The sequence below is a fragment of the Bacillus cereus genome (assembly GCF_015071065.1).
Taxonomy (GTDB): domain Bacteria; phylum Bacillota; class Bacilli; order Bacillales; family Bacillaceae_G; genus Bacillus_A; species Bacillus_A cereus_BA.
In genome coordinates, this window is sequence record NZ_VOVA01000002.1 from 333,787 (window position 1) to 353,660 (window position 19,874).

The following is a 19,874-nucleotide window of genomic DNA, read 5'->3' on the forward strand; positions in this document are numbered from 1 at the left end:
GGAGGAATCAGCATTGGGAAACGTAGTAGTGAAATTAGAAAATGTTCGAAAAAAGATTGGTAAGACAGAAATTATTCGGGGCTTATCATTTGAGGTTCAAGAAGGAGAAGTATACGGGTTCCTTGGACCAAACGGTAGTGGTAAGACGACGACGATTCGTATGATGACAGGTCTTATATCAATGACAGAGGGCGATATTACAATTTGTGGTCATAGTATTCGTACAGAACGTGAAAAAGCATTAGAGCAAATTGGAGCAATTGTAGAAAATCCGGAACTATATGATTATATGACTGGTATGCAAAACTTAAAGCATTTTGCAAACATGGCAATTACCCCAATTAGTAAAGAGCGCATCGCTGAAATTGTAAAGCTTGTTGAATTAGAGCATGCCATTCATAAAAAGGTGAAAACATATTCACTTGGTATGAAACAACGTTTAGGAATCGCACAGGCATTACTTCATCAGCCGAAAATCTTAATTTTAGATGAACCGACAAATGGATTAGATCCAGCTGGTATTCGTCAAATTCGTGATTATTTGCAGCGATTAGCGAAAGAAGAAAATATTGCAGTGATCGTATCAAGTCACTTATTAAGCGAAATTGAATTAATGTGTGATCGCGTTGTTATTATTAAACAAGGTGAGTTTGTACAAGAGTACAACTTACATGAACAAGCGAAACATGATGAGACAGTAGTTGTAGCGTTTGAAGTAGATGAAGTTCAGAAAGCGAATGAAATCATTAAAGGTAAGGCGCAAGGAAATGTAATTGTAGTATCTGTAATGAAAGAGGAAATCCCACAACTTGTAAAAAAACTTGTGCATGATGATGTGCTTGTGTACGGGGTCACCGTTCAAAATAAAACGTTAGAGGATGAGTTCTTAGCGATTACTGGGGGAGTGAAAGCGTAATGTTTAAATTAATTCAAAACGAATTTTTGAAGTTACATGCGAAAAAAGGTATGTATATATTAATCGGTGTAATTGCTTTATTGGAGATTTTAGGAGCAGTAGTAATGGTAAAATGGGGTGACGCTGGTAGTTTAAGTGGATCTTACTTAGAGTTTGTAAGTTTAGATATGGGCTTAATTATGGTATTCGCAACGATTTTTGGAATTACAACAGCCTCCCGTACAATTACAGATGAATTCCAAAAAGGAACGATTAAACAATTATTAATTCGTCCAAGAAAACGAATTACAGTTTTATTTTCTAAATATATTACGGTGTTATTAACGATGTTATTTATCGTATTTGCTAGTACGTTAATTGCCATGATTATTGGCGTAATTGTAATGGACGGTAGTAAAACCGAATTAACGTTAGGAATTGTTTCAAAAACAATTTTATATCAGCTGTTATCACCATTTTTCTTTGCAACACTTGCATTTTTCATAGCAAACGTATTTAGAAATTCTGTATTACCATTAATTATTACGATGTTCCTATTTTTCTTACAAGGAGCAATTAATATGGTACTAATGATGTTTGCAAAAGGTGTAGCTAAATTTGTGGTGTTTTTCCATTTAAATTTAAGTGTTTACGACAGCAATAAATTAGTAAGCGGTGAAATGGAACCACCATTTACAGAATTTACGTTTACAACTTCATTATTACTTGTAGTTGCATACTTTGCTGTATTACTTGTAGCATCAAGTGTATTATTCCAAAAACGTGACGTATTATAATAGAAAAAATCCCCGTGTTAACGGGGATTTTTATTAACCAGTTCTTTCTTCAATCGTTTCACGTTCCTAACATGTTGTCAGCGTAAAATATTGGGTTTTTTTCAGCTTCTTTTTGCTTTATAAAATGCAGCGAATACATATTTATTTAAGGATATAACGGTCACTAAGTTGAAGACTGCTATAACACCGATAAATAGATCAGCTAAATCCTATACTACTTGAATTGTAGTGACTGAACTTAAAAATACCATGTCAATTATAGCGATACATTATATCAATGAAATCATTTTAAGAGATATGTTGTTTGAAAATATCTGAGAAAAATAGGAAGATTTTCAACTATATTCATATTATAATTTAGTTATTCAGCCATTTGTGGGAGAAGGGTTACCCATAAAACACTGAATAAATTTTCACTTTATATCATCTCTGGAGGTGTTCAATATGCAATATGCATTTTCACGTATAAGGCTACGTAGTTTTTTCGGATGGATGATTATAGGGATGTTTCTGACCATGATTCCATTAAGATTATCAGGTGCTTCTGACAATACGATAGAGTTCCTGTCACAAATATCAATATTTTTCGTATTTCCACTATTGTGGCTATATTGGAAAACAAGTAAAAATAATGTTGTTTTTAAAAGTTTTTTTGATAAGCCCGGACGTTTACATTGGGGGTTAATTGTATTAGCAACGATAGTTGGAATGATTTTTTCAGTCGGTATATCCCAAATTCAATTTTATATTTTAGCACATACTTTACCTAATTTCTTAGTTACCATGTTAGAAGATGGCAATGTAATTAATACGAGTAACATATACATGACGATATTTACTTTCATTTCAGCATGTGTATTAGCCCCAATAATGGAAGAGGTTATTTTTAGAGGGTTTTTCTTACAGCGAATGGCTTACAAATGGGGGATTAAACGAGCGGTTATTATATCCTCTCTTATTTTTGGACTAGGACATTTTGATGTTATCGGTGCTTTCATGTTCGGTGTTATTATGTGCCTTCTATACATAAAGACAAAAAATATATGGACGAATATTGCTGTGCATGCTCTAAATAATTTGATTGCAACTAGTATGCAATTTGTAGGTGGAGATGGAAGTGACGCAATCTCGATTACTGAATTACAAGCACAAAGTAATTTATGGATCGGCATTGGTCTTGCGATTATCGGTTTATTATGGTTAATTCCTTTTACTTGGAAACAATGGTGTACTGTAAAAGAAGTAGGTGTGCCACCGATTCGCTTAATAAATGAAGAAAAAGTGATGAATTCATCACGTGAAAATGAAATGTATAGCCAAGTTATACTAACGAATAGATTGATGGCGGTGGAACTGCCAGATGAGGCTGTAAACCAGCTCAAGTTAGAAGAAAATGAGTATGTAACAATAGCTGTAGAAGAAGATAAGATTATTATAAAAAAGGCGGATTATAGGCCGTGAAAAAGTAGCTCTCCAGTATGAAAAGGAGAGCTGCTTTTTAATTTGTAATAATTTCTACACGGAAGTTATTGCCGTTTTTCACGTATTTAATATCTGTAACGATCCGAACTGTTTTTAGAAGTTCAACTTTTTCACCAATTCGAGGGATGGTCGGAACATTGTCCCAAATACCAAGCAAGTCATCTAATTGTGCCGTTTTTTCATAAAACCAGATTTTCAATGTAATGCCCCTTTCTCGAACTTTATGTATTTTAATACATGATATATTATTTTTATTCTTTTTGTAAGAGGTTTTTCATCTTTTTGTGAATAAAAATAAATTAATATTCTGGGAAGATATGTTCAATGTCCGGAGTAAGAGCTACTTCTGATAATACGATATGAGAAACTGTCGTTGCATATGAAGAAACATCATTGATAAATTCTTCAAGTTCAACGAGTGAAGGAACAGAGATTTTTACAATGTAGCATAAGCTTCCTGTTACGCGGTAACAAAAACTTGCAGATGGATAAGACTGGATAAACTGTTGCATACGTGTTGTATCACCATTTTTTAAAGTGATTTCTAAAATACAATCTAAAACAAGTCCTGCTTTTTTATAATCGATATCGATTGTGTATTTTTGAATAATTCCTTCACTTTCAAGTTTACGAACACGTTCTGTAGTAGACGGAGCCGATAAGTTTACTCGTTTTGCTAATTCGCGCATCGAAAGGCGACTATCATTATATAATTCATTTAAAATTTTTCGATCAACACGGTCTAATTGCATTTGTAAATATACCTCCAGTAAAATGATAATTTTTGTAAAGAAAAATTATAAATTAAGATTCATATGAAATGTAAAGTGAACTTTATTTATTTTACAATAAAAAAGAAGGGAATAGGAGGGGAAATAATGGAGAGAATTACTTTATCAAATATAGGAGATACAAAGTTTCAAAAATTATTAGGGCATAATCCGGATATATTAAATTCGTGGAGTACGTTAGAGAATACACTGTATAGTACAGGGACCCTTTCCGAAGAGTTAAAGGAGCAAGTAAGAAGAACATTAGCGTTTGGGAATGAATGTCCGTACTGTATGGCAAAGGGAAGACCAGATGACGTGCAAAAAATAGAAGAAATTAGCATAGCCGTTACTTTTGCACATGCATTTGTTCATGACCAAAAGGCGATAGATGATAATATGTTTCATGTATTAAAACAATATTGGACTGAAAAAGAAATTGTAGAGCTTTGTGCCTATATTTGTTTTATTACTGCGTCACAGCAACTTGGTTTTCTGTTTCAATTACAGCCCAATTAACTAGGAGGATAATATGCTTAATCACGCAGCACTTATAATCATTGATGTACAGGAAGCATTTAACTTACCGTACTGGGGCACAAGGAATAACCTTTTTGCGGAAGAAAATATGAAAATTTTGTTAGAAGAATGGAGAAAAAGGAAACTACCAGTTTTTCATATTCAACATGTAAATAAAGAAAATGTTCAGTCGATGTTTTATCAATATGCGGAAACGGTGAACTTTAAAGAAGAAGTGAAACCACTGCCAGATGAGGTGATTATTCAGAAATCTGTTAATAGCGCGTTCATTTGGACAAATTTAGAGGAACAATTAGGAGAGAAGAAATGTAATACTGTAGTGATTGTAGGATTAAAGACAAATCATTGTGTGGAGACGACAACAAGGATGGCAGGAAATTTAGGATTTCAAACATATGTAGTGAGTGACGCAACAGCTACTTTTAACCGCATCGGTCCAGATGGCAAAGAGTATAGTGCAGAGGATATTCACAATATGACGCTTGTAAACTTGCATGATGAATTTGCTGCTATTGTGACGACGAAAGAAATATTAAAAACTATTTCGATAAAATAATTGCAGAATTATGTAGAAAAAAATAAGAATATTTCGTATAATCTAAGTATAATCATTTTGAAAATAGGGGTGTCATCATATGGAGCAAATTCCAGTAAAGAAAATAGAAGAAGTACTCGTTTTAGCAGGAGATGATAAACAAAAACAAAAGGAATTTTATGAATTGCTCTTATCAACGGAGTTTTATGTTGCTGGTTCACTAGAAGCCGAGGACGGGGCAACAGAAGGAACACTTCGTTTGCGTCATTTCCAAGGAGAGGGTAGATGGATCGTTCCGTTCTTTACACAAATGGAATTTGTAAAAGATGTGTTGCCGGAAGGGACGCCCCTTATTACGATACGTGGAAAAGAACTATTTGGTAGCATCGAGAAAGATGCGACAGCTGTATTAAATGTTGGAACAGATATGAGTAAAACATTTATTCCAGAAGAAATAGCAGATATAGCATCAGGACGAATCTTTAATTATTATAAGTAAAAGGAAAAGCTTAGTAGCTTTTCCTTTTTAATTTGAACATGGAGTGGCTATACCAGAAGAAATAGAAACAGTTTTGTTATTTGTATTTATTGTTGCTGTAGCTCCGAGGGGAATACCGATATTTGGACTTATATGCCCAATCGGTAAACCGAATAACACAGGTATATTATATGGCGTGAAATATTCATATAATATTGTTTGCAATGATTGGGACGGTTTAGAAGGGGTGCAGTCGTGACAACTTGTAAAAATAACGCCATTGCATTCATTAAACTGTCCAGATAAAAGTAGTTGATTTAACATTCGGTCGATGCGGTACGGTTCTTCACCAATATCTTCAAGCAATAAAAGTTTGTTTGCTGTATTTATCTCATAGGGCGAGCCGATTATACTTGTTAACACAGTTAAATTCCCTCCAACTAATGTGCCCGTAACTGCACATGGAGAGGTAGGTACGATACATTCTGATGCATATAAGATAGATGAATACGGATGGAATAGTTGATTGAAAGAAGATAAAGAGAGAGAATCTATACCTTTTCCTAATTCTTCAATCATTGGACCATGAAAGGTTACAAGCTTTGCATAACGTGAAAAAGCAGTATGTAAAGCTGTAATATCACTATATCCCCAAAAAATTTTTGGATTCTGTTGAATGATTTCATATTGAATGTGAGGGAGGAGACGAGCGCTGCCGTAACCACCTCTCACGCAAAAGACTGCTTTGACCTCAGTATTTGTAAATGCTTCATGTACATCATCAAGACGAACTTGATCACTTCCAGCTAAATATCCATATTTTTCATAAACACTCTTTCCAATTATTACGGATAATCCCATCTCTTTTAATACTTTCACGCCTTTTAATACATTCTCAAGTGTTGGTGGGCCAGACGGTGCAATAATCATTACTGTATCACCTTGTTTTAATGCATTTGGAAAAATCATTGTATTCCCTCCTTCTCTTTCAATATATTCGCGTAGCGATGGTTCAATCCTTGTAAAAGAAGGGGAAAGCATGTCATCTAAAGAAGGTATAAGGAAAGTAGGAGGGAAAATGATGTTTACAAGTCGAGTAATAGATATATTACAAATTAAGTATCCGATCATTCAAGCAGGTATGGCAGGAGCGATTACAACGCCAGAACTTGTTGCAGCTGTGAGTAATAGCGGAGGATTAGGTACGCTTGGAGCAGGGTATATGAGCCCAGAACAAATCCGTGAAGCGATTTATAAAATAAGGGAACTAACAAATAAGCCTTTCGGTGTTAATTTACTTTTAACGAAAGAGATACAGATAGAAGAAGAGAAGGTAAACGAGGCGAAAGTATTACTTAGTGGAGTGAATAGAGAATTAGGTATAGAGGAAGAAAAGACTTTAAAACTTCCAAAAAGCTATAAAGAACAATTACAAGTATTATTAGAGGAAAAGGTACCAGTCGTTAGTTTTGCATTTCAAACGTTAGAAAAAGAAGAAATAGATGATTTGAAAAAGGAAGGGATAAAAGTTATTGGAACAGCTACCCATGTAGCGGAAGCGAAAGTACTTGCTAAGTTAGGGGTAGATATTATCGTCGGGCAAGGTAGCGAGGCAGGAGGGCATAGAGGAACGTTTATTGGGAAAGAACAAGATGCGATGATTGGTACATTTGCATTAATCCCGCAATTAGTAGCGGAAGTACCTCATATCCCGATTGTTGCAGCAGGTGGTGTAATGAATGGGCAAGGGCTTGTTGCGGCATTTGCGTTAGGGGCAGAAGCTGTTCAAATGGGATCAGCCTTTTTAACGAGTGAAGAAAGTATTACGCATGACGTGTATAAAGAGGCGATTTTACATAGTACAGATACGAGTACAACGGTAACCCGTGCGTTTTCCGGGAAATATGCACGGGGTATTCGTAATGAATTTATAGAGAAACATGAAGGAAGAGAAGAGAATTTACCGATGTATCCAGTGCAAAACGTATTAACTTCAAAAATACGTCAAGAAGCAGCGAAGCAAAATAAGGAAGAGTATATGTCGCTTTGGGCGGGACAAGCATCATCATTAGCACGAACGGAATCAGCTCAGCACGTAGTGAAACGTGTCATGAAAGAAGCAGAGAACGTAATTGAACAATTACAAGATGTATATAGAAAAAGACCACTTGAATAATTCAAGCGGTCTTTTCGTTAGTTTGCTTTATAAAATTGTTGGATAGCTTCGTCGATGTAAACCCAGCCTTTCCAACCTAAGTGCATATGATCTTTTAAGAAGTACTTATCATATTCATGATTTGAGAAATCAGCAATTGGATAACCAGCTTTCTCAATTTGCTCATGAACTTTATTGTAGTATAATTCGCGTTTTTCTTTCGGGAAGCCAGCGTAATCATACCAAGGACCTTTTACAGGAACAGAAATGAAGAGAGGTTTTGCGCCAGATTGTTTTAATAAATCAAGTACAATTTGTAAATCTTCATATTCTGGTGATTGGTCATAAGCATCATTTTTTAAGTAACCTTCACGTTGCTTTAATTTCTTCTTAATTTTGCTATTGAAGTAATCATCTTCGATACCATATTCGTTAGATCCTGATTCTACTGCACCTGTTTGATCAGCATGCTTACGAGCTTCTTCCCAGTTCATTTGTTTCAATGATGGATCAAGCGTTTCTTTATGCGGCTTAATATTAAACATAACTGTAAATAAATCTTTACGATCTAGAATGTTACGATAAATATAAGCGAAAGGTTTAGCAGCAAGTGCTTTTACTTTATACTTTGTATCATCGTAGGCGATACCTTCAAGCGAAATTTTTAATAAAGTTTCTTTTTTAACAATCTCAAAGTTTAATAAGCGTTTTGCAATTTGCTTTTTCATTTCAGGTTTTAAATCATCGTTGAAAATGAAGTGGTAACCTTGTTGTTTTGAAAAGTTAGGTGCAAAGTGTGTCTCATCAATACCTTGTGGTACAAACCATTGCGGAGAAAGAACGAATATCATTTTCTTATCTTTCAATTGATCCATTGTAGATGCGAAGTTTAATACATGTACAAGGTCTTGTGTTCCGCCGCGTCCAAGTAGGAATGGTGTGAATCCTTCAGGCTTTACTTTGAAATAATTCGATGGATGGAAAGCATCCATACGTGCGAATTCCGATGAACCGTACATCGGAAGATATTTCGGGTTTGCTAACATTTTTTGCTGTAAAATCATACTTTGAATCTTTTCTTCTTTTAAAGAAGTCGCAGCTTGTTCTACTTTCTCATCACTTAAAAGTGGGAGTAGGAAGCGCGTAGGAATAAGTAAGAATACAGCAAAAAGGGCCAATGCTAAAAGCATCGGACCAAATTTTACTTTGTTCATCGGATTTCTTCTAACTTTTTAATAACCATATTTGGTGTAGCCCACTCATCGCGGTCAAAATCAGAAATAGAAACTTCAATCTCTAAACGCTCTTGGAATTCTACTAATAAAGATACTACAGCGAAAGAATCAAGAATACCTTCTTCAAATAATTGAACATCTAAGTTTTCTTTCACAATATCGTTTTCACATACTTCTTCTAAAATATCTAATACTTGCTCTTTGAATTCTGCCATTTTTAAAAACTCCTTTATATCCGAAATATATTATATGTGCAACTTCTTAATAGTATAAGAAGGGTGCATTAAAAGTATCTGTTAAGGTGTCCAGAGAAAATTAGGAAACCGAAACATACAACGTGGAACGTAATTACAATCGCAAGGACGTGCGTAAATTTATTGTTTGGCCAAAACTTATGCTTCTTGTTTTTTCGTTCGAAAATATCGAACAAGATAAACAAGGCAGCGTGATAAAGACCATAAATAATGTATTGATACACATGCTCACCAGTAATATGCCATATTCCCATGATGAAAAAGTTTAAAAATGCACCGATATACGAAATTGTGTAACGGTTTTTAATTAGCTTTTTCTTCGTTGCGAAAAAGACGAAACGCATGTAAATAAAGTCACGGAACCAGAATGATAAACTCATATGCCAGCGGTTCCAGAAGTCTTTAATGTTACGACTAATGAATGGTTTATTAAAGTTTTCTGGAGTTTTAATTCCCATCATATAACTTACACCAATTACAAATGAGCTATAACCAGCAAAGTCAAAGAATAAATATAAGCTATAGCTATACATGTAAATCATATTTGATAGGATTGTATCTTGCTGAGCAAATGCCGGATCCATAAAATATTGCTTTATTAAGTAAGCAATAATAAATTTATACAAGAACCCTTGGAAAATACGGTTTAGCCCTGTATATAGTAAATTTTGATATTCTTCTGCACTAGGTGGTTTTTGAATATCTTTTTGGAATCTGCGGTAACGATCGATAGGTCCCGTTGAGATAGCTGGGAAGAATAAAACGAATTCCCAGAAATTAAAGAAGGAAAGTTCTTTAATTAAGTTATCACGAACTTCAAATACCATTTGTACTGCTCTAAATGTTACATAGGACATTCCTAGAAATACAACAAACTTTAGCTCAGGTACAAACGGTGCAATTTTTGCTAAAACAAGCGGTAAAATCGACAAAATAACAGCCATATAAAACCTAAATGTACTATTATTTTGTTTTCTTAATAATAAATAGCCTTTAATAAGGGCGTATTGCCAAATAATAAATGCTGCTAACATCATTGCTTGCTTCGGTTTATCAGAGAAGATAATAACGAGCATTACTAATGTTAGAACGGCATTATATTTACGCAACATTTTACCTTTTAATCCAGCTATGATAGTAGGTATTAATAAAATGCCCACTATAGCGAAAAAATAAAATGATCCATATGCGGTCATGCTGTAACCTCACTCAATAATTTTTTGCGATCTACCTTTCCATTTGGTGTCATTGGAATAGAAGATTGATACATGAATTTACGTGGAATCATGTAGTTTGGTAATCGCTCATTGAGTTCTTTTTTTATTGCAGATGTTAATTTGAATTCTTTTTCAAACGAATGCTCTCCAGGAACAACAACCGCTAATAAGTAATCATATTTTTCACCTTTTTTAATTGGAACAACAACTGCACCTTCTACGTAAGAACACGCGCGAAGATGATGTTCGATTTCTTCTAATTCCATTCGATAACCATGAAGCTTAATTTGGAAATCAAGACGACCATTATAGAATAGAAGACCATTTTCTACATAGCCAGCATCGCCTGTTTTATAGGCGCGCTCACCATCAATCATGGTAAATACTTTTTCTGTTAATTCAGGGCTTCCTAAATAGCCAACGCTTACGCTTGGACCGACAATTACGATTTCACCTTTTTCACCATCGGGTGCAATCGTGCCATCTTCTTTCATAATAAGAAGGCGACAGTCTGATTTACAGTAGCCGACTGGAAGTGATTTGTATTGATCAAGCACTTCTTCTGTAACATGAATACCTGTTACAGCGACAGTAGCTTCTGTTGGACCGTACGTATTCATAATTGCTGCTTTCGGGAAACGCTCAATTAATTTTCTAGCTACTTCATTTGGTAACACTTCACCGCAGAATAAGAATGTTTTCATGTTTGGTAGCATACTTTCAGAGAAAGAGGCTTCCATTAAACACATTTCTGCGAAAGATGGTGTCGAAGTCCATACTTGTATATCCGATTGCTCTAAAGAAGCAAACAAGTCTTTTGGACGTGCAATCATGTCTTTATCGATTGCCCATAGTGTGCCACCCGTTACTAACGATGGGTAAATATCCATCACAGATAAATCGAATGAGAAAGGTGCTTGGTTTAAGAATACTTGCCCTGTTTGTAAGTTGAAATCTTCTACAGCCCATTTTGTAAAGCTAACAAGGCAATTATAAGTAATCTGAACCCCTTTCGGATTACCTGTGCTTCCTGATGTATAAATAATGTAGAAGTTCTCATCGTCTTTTACCGCATGTTCAGGATTTGGAGTATTCCCTTTATGAGTAAAGAAAATATCTTTTAAGTTATCTTCACTTGTAATGCGAACTGGTAAGTCCGTTACCGTTACTTCAGCCCCTGATAACAGTAATTTCGCACCAGAACTTTCAGCAATACGTTGTACACGATCAGCTGGAATAGATAAATCTACAGGAATGTAAGCATGCCCAGCTTTCACACATCCTAAAAAGTTAATAATCATTTCAGGCTGCATATGGCCATAAACCATAATTGGTGAACGATCATCTGGATACTCAGAAGAAATCCAATGTGCTAACGCATCAGAATCTTCCTTTAATTGTTTGTACGTAATTTTCGCATCTCGCCAAACAAAAGCGGTTTGATCAGGCGTTTCTACAGCCCACTTTTCAATTTGTTCTAATAACTTCATAACGTTCCCACCCTAGAATTCATTGTAAATAAATGTACTTGTGTTTGTATCATGGAATCCATACAACCAAAGTAATGCAAATAAAATTGCAAGGTAATAAACCGTCTTTGCAACCCATTGTGTGAGTGGTTGAGACCATATCTCTTTTAATCTTTCCATGTCTTTCCCTCGCTTAATGAAATAATAGCTCTTTGTAGGTATCATGTCCTACATTATTGTGAAAAAAACAAAATCCCACATTTTAGGTAAAAATAAGTCAAAAGGCTCTTTTCTGATATTAGCACTAAATACTAAAAAAGAAAATCCCTAACTTAGCAATTATATTACATTCAGCATGAATTTGTAATGGGTTTGACATGTAAATAGGAAGTGGATTGTGTGAATGTATAAAAGTGGATTGTGGGAAGGCGTGAAAATATAATATTTGTTTTGTTATTCCTGAATTGGAGTGGGTTAATAATCACTGGGTACTTAGTACATTTTCAAGGTATAGAGCATAGAGCCTTTTAAAAGGAGGTAATTATTATGAAAAGAGAGTGGAGGAGTTTTATTTCAGAGGAAAATATCATTAAATGGAGACGGCATTTCCATAAGTATCCGGAATTATCGTTTCATGAAAAAGAAACTTCGCAATTTATATATGAAACATTATGCTCATTTTCTTCTTTTGAAGTAACGAGACCAACGCAGTACAGTGTGCTAGCAATTAAAAGAGGAAGGCAACAAGGGAAAGTAGTTGCGATTCGAGCTGATATAGATGCTTTACCAATCCAAGAGGAGACAAGGAAACCTTATACGTCTGTGCATAAAGGAATAATGCATGCATGCGGGCATGATGCTCACGCAGCTATTTTATTAAGTACAGCAGAGACGCTAGCAAATATGAAGGAAGATTTTGCAGGCGAAATCCGTCTGTTCTTTCAGCACGCAGAGGAAGTGTATCCCGGTGGTGGACAAGAAATGGTGGAGGCAGGTGTTATGGACGGCGTCGATTATGTAGTAGGTTTGCACGTTATGTCTGGATTAGAAAGTGGAAAGATAGGAATTGTATATGGCCCTATGATGGCAGCACCAGACGTATTTACAATTGAAATTTTAGGAAAGGGTGGTCACGCGGCACGACCAGAAGAAACGATAGATCCTATTGCTATCGGAGCACAAATTATTACAAATTTACAACATATCGTATCAAGAAATACAAGTGCTTTTATGCATAGAGTAGTGTCAGTTACACAATTTCATGGGGGGATGGCCGATAATATCATTCCAAACACAGCAGCTTTAATGGGAACTGTTCGATCTTTTAATCAAACATTAAGAGAGGAAGCAAAAGAGAAAATTGAGCAAATTGTAAAAGGAATTACAGAAGCACATGGGGGAGATTATACATATACGTATCGTTACGGATATGATCCAGTTGTTAATAATGAGTACATTACGAAAATAGTAGAAAAAAGTGCGATAAAATTGTTCGGAAATCAGCGTATTGTGCATCTTGAACCTTCTATGGGAGGAGAAGATTTTTCAGCGTATTTAAGAAAAGCACCTGGTTGTTTCATTAAATTAGGAACAGGGAATAAAAATATTGATACTTGTTATCCACATCATCATCCGAAATTTGATGTGGATGAATCGGCTTTAATTAATGGAGTGGAACTATTTTTAGAGACAACTATAAGACTACTAGAAACTGATAAAGCATAAAAAAAGGCAACTGCACTCTATTGCAGTTGCTTTTATTTCTTCCGTCAGAGAGGGCTGAGAAAGAACTATGCTCATTTATAGTATATGAATAGCTAACGGACAAGCTTGTGCATTTTAACTATTTTTAAAAAAATAGTTATTGACTTTGATAATTATTATCAATGAAACAGATGAGGAACCTTAATGAGAAAAACATTTCACCTTTTACGAAGGGAATTAAAAAATAAAGATGTTGATAAGCATATTGAATGGCAACGAAATGTAATTCGTTCTGAATATGTAGGTGAGAAGAGTACACTTCAAACAGAAAAAGAGATACAAGGTAAAAGGAGAGGTTCAGTTGAGTAAGTTAGTAATGATTTTTGCAAGTATGAGTGGAAATACAGAGGAAATGGCTGACCATATTGCGGGTGCGATTCGTGAAACAGAAAATGAGATTGAAGTAATTGATATTATGGATACACCAGAAGCTTCTATATTAGAGCAATATGACGGGATTATTTTAGGTGCTTATACTTGGGGAGATGGTGATCTTCCTGATGATTTTTTAGATTTTTATGATGCAATGGATTCTATTAACTTAACTGGTAAAAAAGCAGCTGCATTCGGTTCTTGTGATTCGGCTTATCCGAAATACGGGGTAGCGGTTGATATTTTAATAGAAAAGCTGCAGGAGCGCGGGGCGGCAGTTGTGTTAGAAGGATTGAAAGTAGAATTAACGCCAGAAGATGAAGATGTAGAAAAATGTTTACAGTTTGGAGCTGAATTCGTAAAACACCTTTCTTAATGGCAGAAGGGAGATGAAGAGCAATTGCATGAGAAAATCTCAATCAAAACGATGACAGATTACCATTTGTATGATTTTATGCGTTGTCCGCATAAATTTTATTTCCGTCATATAAAAAGAAGAGAACCTTCTTCATTTGAATGGCAACAAATAGCGCAAATGATTGTGAATCAAATTATTAATGAATATTACACGCTACCTGCGGGCCAACAAACGAAAATTGTACTTTTAATATTAATAGAAAAGTATTGGAAAAAAGTAAGGATTAATATGTTTGCTTCAAAGGCGGAGTACTATATTGTTTTAGCGAAGCTAACTGATCACTTATTACAGTTTGTTGAAAGGGATGATAGTCAGGCACCGCCGTTATTTTTATATGAGAAGTTTCAAACATATATGGAAGAGTTAGGTGTCCACATGTCATTGACATTTGAAGTTGGTGAGTGGAGTACTGAATCGTTTGTAATTAAAAAGTATGTTGTCGATGCGGATGAGGAAATGCTTGCTCTTTGTCAGAAGCTAATGACAGTATTCAGTTATAAAGCTTTCGGGATTCTTCCAGGGAAAATTGAAGTTATTAATTTAATAGAAGGAACTAAGTATGAGTACATTCCAAAGCAGGAAGATATTATAACTGGAATGGATGATTTATTTAGAATGAAAGAAATGTTGCAGCAACCTGAGCACTATACAGAGCGTCATTTTCGTTCTGAGTGTATGAGTTGTGCGTTTCGTAGTGAATGCCAAAGGGAAGAAGTAAAGAAAGAAGCGAAGCAGAAGAAAAATATAGTACATTAAAGGATGCAATTTTGCATCCTTTTTATTATTGACATGAAAAGCTTTTCATCATTTACGGTATATGAGTAGCAGATTAATAAAGGGAGGAATAATCAATGAAAGATGAAACGGTAGTATTTCAATGGTTAAAAGAACAGAATGCTCCTTTTGGAATTCAACTGCAAATTTTACAGGCGTTTCAATTGTATAAAGTTATTGTTGAAATGGATAAAAAGTTAATGATGTATGAGGAGAGAGAGTATAGGGAGAGAATTTAATCTCGTCCCTGTAGTATTGCTTTAAGCTGTTCTTCATTCTTCTTTAATGTTATTTCGTTGTTTGTTTCAATGTTATAAATAAGGTTATGTAGTAAAGGGCTGTATTGATAAAAGGTAGTGATGCGGTGAATGAGTAATGGATCGCGGTGAGAAATAACTGCACTGTATTGTTCATATACAGATGTAGTAAACTCATGACCGAAATCATAATATAGCCCAGCGAAATCAAAAGCGGGATCGCCAATTTGAGCATCTCCAAAATCGATAACACCTGAAATGTTTTTGTGCAGGTTGTTAAATAAAATGTGATGATGTGTAAAGTCAGCATGAATGATTGCATTTTGAAAGGTAGATTTAGTTATACAGGTAAAGAAATTTTCGAATAAACGATTTAAGGCTGATTTCTGTAATGAAGTAAGACTGTTAGTAAGATATTGATTTAATTTTGTTTGTAGTTCTTTCCAGTAGGTAAGTGTTTTTTCGATAGGGAACCCTAGCGTTTCAGTACGTTTTAAAGGAATACTATGTAAAGCCGCAAGGAAAGTGGCTAATTGTGTAATGATTGCTTTCAATTCTTTTTTCTCTAGCTTGGTAACTATTTCAGTTGTTAACGGTTCACCGTGAATGAGAGGATAATAGCTACAAAATGGAACGGTATTACAATTATTCTTATACAATAGTTTATACTTAGGGACTGCAATTTCTTGTAATGAATGAGAAAGAATTGTGCACAGTTCTTTTTCTAACGGAATTCGGTTTGCATATTCAAGTTTTCGAGGGAAACGAAAGAGTAGGTCGTCATTTATAATAACCGCTATATTATCCCAACCTTCTTCATTTTGTTTATATGAATGTATAGAAAGACCGGGCAGAGCTTCTTTTATATATTGTTTGTAAGAGTCCATAATTGTTCCTCGTTTCTAAGTTAAAGGTAGGTTATTCCACTTATGATATCAGAATTTTCTTTCTATATGTTAAAATATAACTATCATTATGGAGGAGGGTGGGGTGCATTACGAAGAAAAGAATATTAATCATTTCTCTATGTATCGCTTTTGGATTGTTTTGGTCATATAAAGAGGAGGTTTTTGCCACTTTTAAACCGATAGATCGCTACGAGTTAAATAAGGAATTAAAGAACAAAAGTATAGAAACTTTAACTCATAAAGAAAAGAAAAATGTAGGAGAACACTTTGTGACAGCGCAACTAGCAGTGTTTGAGTTTAATAATAAAGAAGATGTGAAACGAAAAGGTGAAGAAATATTTGTAAATAGAGGGTATGAACAGTTAATAGAAAATTATTACCCAAACCGTTTTCGGGATTTAGAGTATAAATTTACAAACGAAGAGATACGTGAGGAGACAGATGAGAGTTTTCGCTATCATGCTGTAGCGTACGTTACTGGTATTGAAAATGGCAAGAGAAGTGAAATGAAATTAAATTATGACATGAAAATTGTAAAGGTTAATAATTTATTCATGGTGTTAGAACAAAAACAATATGTACAATAAAAAACCCTCTAGAAGCAGAGGGACTTTAAAGATTTTCATTTTGTTGCCCAAGTTCTTTTTGAGCAATGTATAAGTTTCCTTGCTCAACTTGTTTAAGTGTATGAACAGAATCGCCTGCATATCCTTTTTGTGTTTTCACAGTTCTTTTTGAACGATTTGAATCTTGTTTCTTCATATAATATGTCACCTTTCCTTAAAAATAAACGAAAATGATAAGTACAAGTAATACGGCTGCGAAAATGGTAATGCCCATTAAAAAAGAAGTGTTTTTATATTTAGGTGGCTTATGTATATCTTGCCGATATCCAGGTGAAATTTCAGGGGCGAATTCTTCATCGAATGATTGTTTCTTTTGTTTTTCGTCCATATGTATCCACCTTTCTTTTTCATTATGTTACACGTTACAAGAGAAAATATGCATGAAGAAAACAGCCGCTATAACGTTAGCGGCTGTTTTGCGTTGTATATTTTTTTTGTACTTGAAAGAGACGGATAAGCAGGAAGCCTGCCCCAAATGCCAGACCGATAATAAGACCGATCCAATAACCTTTCGCTGCCCAGTCAGTATAAGTTGCTAATATGTAGCCAAGAGGTAGGCCTATTACCCAATAAGCAATTAATGTCATAATTAAGGCAACATTTACGTCTTTATACCCACGAAGTGCCCCTTGTACTGGAGTTGCAATCGCATCTGAAATTTGAAATAAAATCGCGAATATAAGAAATTCTTTTGCTAAATGGTGGACATTTGTATCAGTCGTATAAATAGAAGCAATTTCATCATCAAAGAAATAGAGAAGGATTGAATATAATAGAGCGAAAGCAAGGGCTAATCCAATTCCGATAAATCCATATTGTTTCGCATTATTGTATCGTTTTGCTCCAACTTCAAATCCAACTGCTATCGTCATTGCCATTGCTAAACTTAAAGGAGTCATATATAACAAGGAAGCAAAGTTCATAGCTGCTTGATGTGCTGCTATTGTTGTCGTACTAAAATTACTCATCATAAGTGTTACCGCAGCGAAAATACTCGTCTCAAAAAAGATAGCAAATCCGATAGGGACGCCAAGTTTCAGGAATTCCTTCCAGCTTGTAAAGGAAGGGCGATATAACTGTTTAAAGATATTGAAAGAAGCGAAAGGCTCTTTCGTACGAATAATAATGACGGTAATAATTAATATGCACCAATATGTAGCCGCAGAAGCGATTGCTGCACCAACACCACCGAGTTTTGGAAAACCGAAGTTCCCAAAAATTAATAAGTAATTTAATATTACGTTAATCGGTAATGATAGTAATGTAATAATCATCGTTGTTCGAGTTTTTCCTAATGCATCAATAAATCCACGCAAAACGGTGTAAGTAAATAAAGGGATAATTCCAATCGCGATAATACTTAAAAATTGTGCTGCAATACGTTCCACAGGTTCTTCTAAGTGCATGCCGTTTAAAATAGGTGAAACAGCGAAGAATCCGATAAGGATAACAACGAAACTAGCACAAATTGCTAAATATACTGCTTGTATGACAATGTGGGGAACATCCTCCTTTTTCTTTGATCCAACGAGCTGTGCAACAATAGGAGTAGTAGCCATTAAAATTCCTGTTAAGCCGGTACTAACGGGAAGCCATATACTCGTTCCGATAGCGACACCTGCTAAATCAATAGGACTCGCGTGTCCGGACATTGTCGTATCAAAAAAGCTCATCGCAAATAATGACATTTGCGTTACAAAAATCGGGAAAAAGAGTAATGAAAATTGCTTTAACTTTTGTGAGAATGAAGTAGTTTCTTTCATAAAATCCCCTTTCAACGTAAAAAACAAACTCTTACTATCATACAATTTAATCAAAAAATAGAAAAGAAATACGCGTATACAACAAATGAAATCAATAAAAAAGGATGCACTTTGAAAAGGGATAAGGTATTATGATAAGGTGTGAAAAAATTACATATTCGTTATTAAGGAGGCACTACTTGTGGCTGATTGGTTAATAGGTTTAATCATGGGTGCTGTTGAAGGGTTAACAGAGTTTTTACCAGTATCATCAACAGGACATATGATTTTAACAGGACACTTAATTGGATTTGAAGACGATAGAGCGAAAGTTTTTGAAGTTGTAATCCAATTGGGATCGATTTTAGCAGTTGTTGTTATATTTTGGAAACGTCTATGGTCATTAGTTGGAATAGGGAAAGTAACTGATGGACCATCGTTAAATTTATTACATATTATTATCGGGATGATTCCTGCCGGCATACTCGGTGTATTATTCCATAGTGCAATTAAAGAAGTTTTATTCGGTCCAGGACCGGTTGTTATTAGTTTAGTAGCTGGTGGTATTTTAATGATTGTTGCTGAGAAGTTTTCAAAACCAAGTACAGCAAGAACGTTAGATGAAATCACATATAAGCAAGCATTTACAATCGGAATGTTCCAATGTTTAGCACTTTGGCCAGGATTTTCTCGTTCTGGATCAACAATAAGTGGTGGTTTATTAGCACGTGTTTCGCATACAGCGGCAGCGGAATATACGTTTATTTTAGCGGTGCCAATGATGGTAGCTGCAAGTGCCTTAGATTTAATTAAAAGCTGGGATATATTAAGCGCGGCTGATATACCGTTATTTGCAACTGGATTTATTACAGCATTCGTTGTTGCGATGCTTGCAATTGTTTCATTCTTAAAATTATTAGGTCGTGTAAAACTAACACCGTTCGCTTATTACCGTTTCATTTTAGCTGCGGTATTCTATTTCTTCATTATGTAAGAATAAATTGTCAGCAATACCCTATAGAATAGACATTTGAAAAAAGTCTATTCTATAGGGTATTTTTTTATAGCGAGAGAAAAATAAAACTTTTACTTTCAATTACTTGTATTTCACCATGTAAAATATGCCATAATGATTTCGTTATAATAACTTTTAGAAAATCGATAGGGTATTTGAGAGGGGCAGTTT

The 19,874-nt window shown here is 34.9% G+C and carries 26 protein-coding genes; 14 read left to right on the forward strand and 12 right to left on the reverse strand.

The genetic code is table 11. From position 1 onward, the window contains the following. Positions 1-13: 13 nt before the first annotated feature. The 3 genes from FT637_RS07665 to FT637_RS07675 all read left to right on the forward strand — a co-directional run bounded on the left by FT637_RS07665 (position 14) and on the right by FT637_RS07675 (position 3,153). On the forward strand, positions 14-916 hold the full coding sequence (locus tag FT637_RS07665) for an ABC transporter ATP-binding protein (RefSeq protein ID WP_193645781.1): 903 nt from the start codon (positions 14-16) through the stop codon (positions 914-916). Further along, a complete protein-coding gene (locus FT637_RS07670; RefSeq protein WP_193645782.1) occupies positions 916-1,692 on the forward strand; it encodes an ABC transporter permease in 777 nt (258 codons plus the stop codon). The genes FT637_RS07665 and FT637_RS07670 overlap by 1 nt, the downstream gene beginning before the upstream one ends. 444 nt (positions 1,693-2,136) lie before the next feature. Beyond that, entirely contained in the window at positions 2,137-3,153 is a 1,017-nt protein-coding gene (locus FT637_RS07675) for a type II CAAX prenyl endopeptidase Rce1 family protein (RefSeq protein WP_193645783.1), read from the forward strand. 37 nt (positions 3,154-3,190) lie between these two features. Here the strand turns inward: FT637_RS07675 and FT637_RS07680 are convergent, their stop codons facing one another. Continuing rightward, on the reverse strand, positions 3,191-3,373 hold the full coding sequence (locus tag FT637_RS07680; RefSeq protein ID WP_000707108.1) for a DUF3913 family protein: 183 nt from the start codon (positions 3,371-3,373) through the stop codon (positions 3,191-3,193). 100 nt (positions 3,374-3,473) lie between these two features. Further along, positions 3,474-3,926 (reverse strand): Lrp/AsnC family transcriptional regulator, encoded by a 453-nt coding sequence (locus tag FT637_RS07685; RefSeq protein ID WP_193645784.1) that lies wholly within the window; start codon positions 3,924-3,926, stop codon positions 3,474-3,476. A 63-nt stretch (positions 3,927-3,989) separates the two neighbouring features. On the opposite strand from FT637_RS07685, the gene FT637_RS07690 reads away from it, so the two are divergent. The 3 genes from FT637_RS07690 (at position 3,990) to FT637_RS07700 (ending at position 5,518) form a co-directional block, all read left to right on the forward strand. Then, positions 3,990-4,463 carry a carboxymuconolactone decarboxylase family protein gene (locus FT637_RS07690; protein WP_193645785.1) on the forward strand — a complete coding sequence of 158 codons (474 nt, stop codon included), beginning with the start codon at positions 3,990-3,992 and terminating at the stop codon, positions 4,461-4,463. A 13-nt stretch (positions 4,464-4,476) separates the two neighbouring features. After that, positions 4,477-5,040, forward strand: a complete 564-nt coding sequence (locus FT637_RS07695; protein WP_193645786.1) for a cysteine hydrolase family protein — start codon at positions 4,477-4,479, stop codon at positions 5,038-5,040. Between the two features lie 79 nt (positions 5,041-5,119). Then, entirely contained in the window at positions 5,120-5,518 is a 399-nt protein-coding gene (locus tag FT637_RS07700) for an SseB family protein (protein ID WP_193645787.1), read from the forward strand. 27 nt (positions 5,519-5,545) lie between these two features. Here FT637_RS07700 and FT637_RS07705 read toward each other — a convergent pair whose 3' ends face one another. After that, positions 5,546-6,466 (reverse strand): S66 peptidase family protein, encoded by a 921-nt coding sequence (locus FT637_RS07705; RefSeq protein ID WP_193645788.1) that lies wholly within the window; start codon positions 6,464-6,466, stop codon positions 5,546-5,548. A gap of 70 nt (positions 6,467-6,536) precedes the next feature. Between FT637_RS07705 and FT637_RS07710 the strand changes: the two genes are divergently transcribed. After that, positions 6,537-7,673 carry an NAD(P)H-dependent flavin oxidoreductase gene (locus FT637_RS07710; protein WP_193645789.1) on the forward strand — a complete coding sequence of 379 codons (1,137 nt, stop codon included), beginning with the start codon at positions 6,537-6,539 and terminating at the stop codon, positions 7,671-7,673. Positions 7,674-7,690: 17 nt separating this feature from the next. Here FT637_RS07710 and dltD read toward each other — a convergent pair whose 3' ends face one another. The 5 genes from dltD to FT637_RS07735 all read right to left on the reverse strand — a co-directional run bounded on the left by dltD (position 7,691) and on the right by FT637_RS07735 (position 12,007). Then, positions 7,691-8,866: a D-alanyl-lipoteichoic acid biosynthesis protein DltD gene (dltD, locus tag FT637_RS07715; protein ID WP_193645790.1), complete on the reverse strand. Its 1,176-nt coding sequence runs from the start codon at positions 8,864-8,866 to the stop codon at positions 7,691-7,693. Continuing rightward, positions 8,863-9,102 carry a D-alanine--poly(phosphoribitol) ligase subunit DltC gene (dltC, locus tag FT637_RS07720; RefSeq protein ID WP_002011622.1) on the reverse strand — a complete coding sequence of 80 codons (240 nt, stop codon included), beginning with the start codon at positions 9,100-9,102 and terminating at the stop codon, positions 8,863-8,865. The genes dltD and dltC overlap by 4 nt, the downstream gene beginning before the upstream one ends. Positions 9,103-9,170: 68 nt before the next feature. Further along, positions 9,171-10,337, reverse strand: a complete 1,167-nt coding sequence (gene dltB, locus FT637_RS07725) for a D-alanyl-lipoteichoic acid biosynthesis protein DltB (protein WP_193645791.1) — start codon at positions 10,335-10,337, stop codon at positions 9,171-9,173. Further along, positions 10,334-11,848: a D-alanine--poly(phosphoribitol) ligase subunit DltA gene (dltA, locus tag FT637_RS07730; protein WP_193645792.1), complete on the reverse strand. Its 1,515-nt coding sequence runs from the start codon at positions 11,846-11,848 to the stop codon at positions 10,334-10,336. The genes dltB and dltA overlap by 4 nt, the downstream gene beginning before the upstream one ends. A gap of 12 nt (positions 11,849-11,860) precedes the next feature. Continuing rightward, positions 11,861-12,007 carry a teichoic acid D-Ala incorporation-associated protein DltX gene (locus tag FT637_RS07735; protein WP_002011626.1) on the reverse strand — a complete coding sequence of 49 codons (147 nt, stop codon included), beginning with the start codon at positions 12,005-12,007 and terminating at the stop codon, positions 11,861-11,863. Between the two features lie 366 nt (positions 12,008-12,373). Between FT637_RS07735 and FT637_RS07740 the strand changes: the two genes are divergently transcribed. The 5 genes from FT637_RS07740 to FT637_RS07760 all read left to right on the forward strand — a co-directional run bounded on the left by FT637_RS07740 (position 12,374) and on the right by FT637_RS07760 (position 15,394). Continuing rightward, positions 12,374-13,552 carry an amidohydrolase gene (locus FT637_RS07740; protein WP_193645793.1) on the forward strand — a complete coding sequence of 393 codons (1,179 nt, stop codon included), beginning with the start codon at positions 12,374-12,376 and terminating at the stop codon, positions 13,550-13,552. Positions 13,553-13,735: 183 nt separating this feature from the next. Beyond that, on the forward strand, positions 13,736-13,900 hold the full coding sequence (locus FT637_RS07745; protein WP_002086761.1) for a hypothetical protein: 165 nt from the start codon (positions 13,736-13,738) through the stop codon (positions 13,898-13,900). Next, entirely contained in the window at positions 13,893-14,339 is a 447-nt protein-coding gene (locus FT637_RS07750; RefSeq protein WP_002086759.1) for a flavodoxin, read from the forward strand. The genes FT637_RS07745 and FT637_RS07750 overlap by 8 nt, the downstream gene beginning before the upstream one ends. A gap of 24 nt (positions 14,340-14,363) precedes the next feature. Next, positions 14,364-15,137: a hypothetical protein gene (locus FT637_RS07755; RefSeq protein ID WP_002086758.1), complete on the forward strand. Its 774-nt coding sequence runs from the start codon at positions 14,364-14,366 to the stop codon at positions 15,135-15,137. A 95-nt stretch (positions 15,138-15,232) separates the two neighbouring features. Beyond that, on the forward strand, positions 15,233-15,394 hold the full coding sequence (locus FT637_RS07760) for a hypothetical protein (RefSeq protein ID WP_002135143.1): 162 nt from the start codon (positions 15,233-15,235) through the stop codon (positions 15,392-15,394). On the opposite strand, the gene FT637_RS07765 is transcribed toward FT637_RS07760, so the two are convergent. After that, positions 15,391-16,299, reverse strand: a complete 909-nt coding sequence (locus FT637_RS07765; protein ID WP_193645794.1) for an aminoglycoside phosphotransferase family protein — start codon at positions 16,297-16,299, stop codon at positions 15,391-15,393. The genes FT637_RS07760 and FT637_RS07765 overlap by 4 nt on opposite strands. Before the next feature lie 98 nt (positions 16,300-16,397). Between FT637_RS07765 and FT637_RS07770 the strand changes: the two genes are divergently transcribed. Continuing rightward, positions 16,398-16,907, forward strand: coding sequence for a hypothetical protein (locus FT637_RS07770; RefSeq protein WP_002135146.1), 510 nt, complete (start codon positions 16,398-16,400; stop codon positions 16,905-16,907). Between the two features lie 25 nt (positions 16,908-16,932). Here the strand turns inward: FT637_RS07770 and FT637_RS07775 are convergent, their stop codons facing one another. The 3 genes from FT637_RS07775 to FT637_RS07785 all read right to left on the reverse strand — a co-directional run bounded on the left by FT637_RS07775 (position 16,933) and on the right by FT637_RS07785 (position 18,709). Then, on the reverse strand, positions 16,933-17,082 hold the full coding sequence (locus FT637_RS07775) for a hypothetical protein (protein WP_000743742.1): 150 nt from the start codon (positions 17,080-17,082) through the stop codon (positions 16,933-16,935). A gap of 18 nt (positions 17,083-17,100) precedes the next feature. Next, positions 17,101-17,274 (reverse strand): 2-isopropylmalate synthase, encoded by a 174-nt coding sequence (locus tag FT637_RS07780; RefSeq protein ID WP_193645795.1) that lies wholly within the window; start codon positions 17,272-17,274, stop codon positions 17,101-17,103. Between the two features lie 76 nt (positions 17,275-17,350). Further along, entirely contained in the window at positions 17,351-18,709 is a 1,359-nt protein-coding gene (locus tag FT637_RS07785) for an MATE family efflux transporter (RefSeq protein WP_193645796.1), read from the reverse strand. 181 nt (positions 18,710-18,890) lie between these two features. Here FT637_RS07785 and uppP point away from each other — a divergent pair, with 181 nt between their 5' ends. Beyond that, a complete protein-coding gene (gene uppP / locus FT637_RS07790; protein WP_002086752.1) occupies positions 18,891-19,682 on the forward strand; it encodes a bacitracin resistance undecaprenyl-diphosphatase in 792 nt (263 codons plus the stop codon). Positions 19,683-19,874 lie beyond the last annotated feature (192 nt).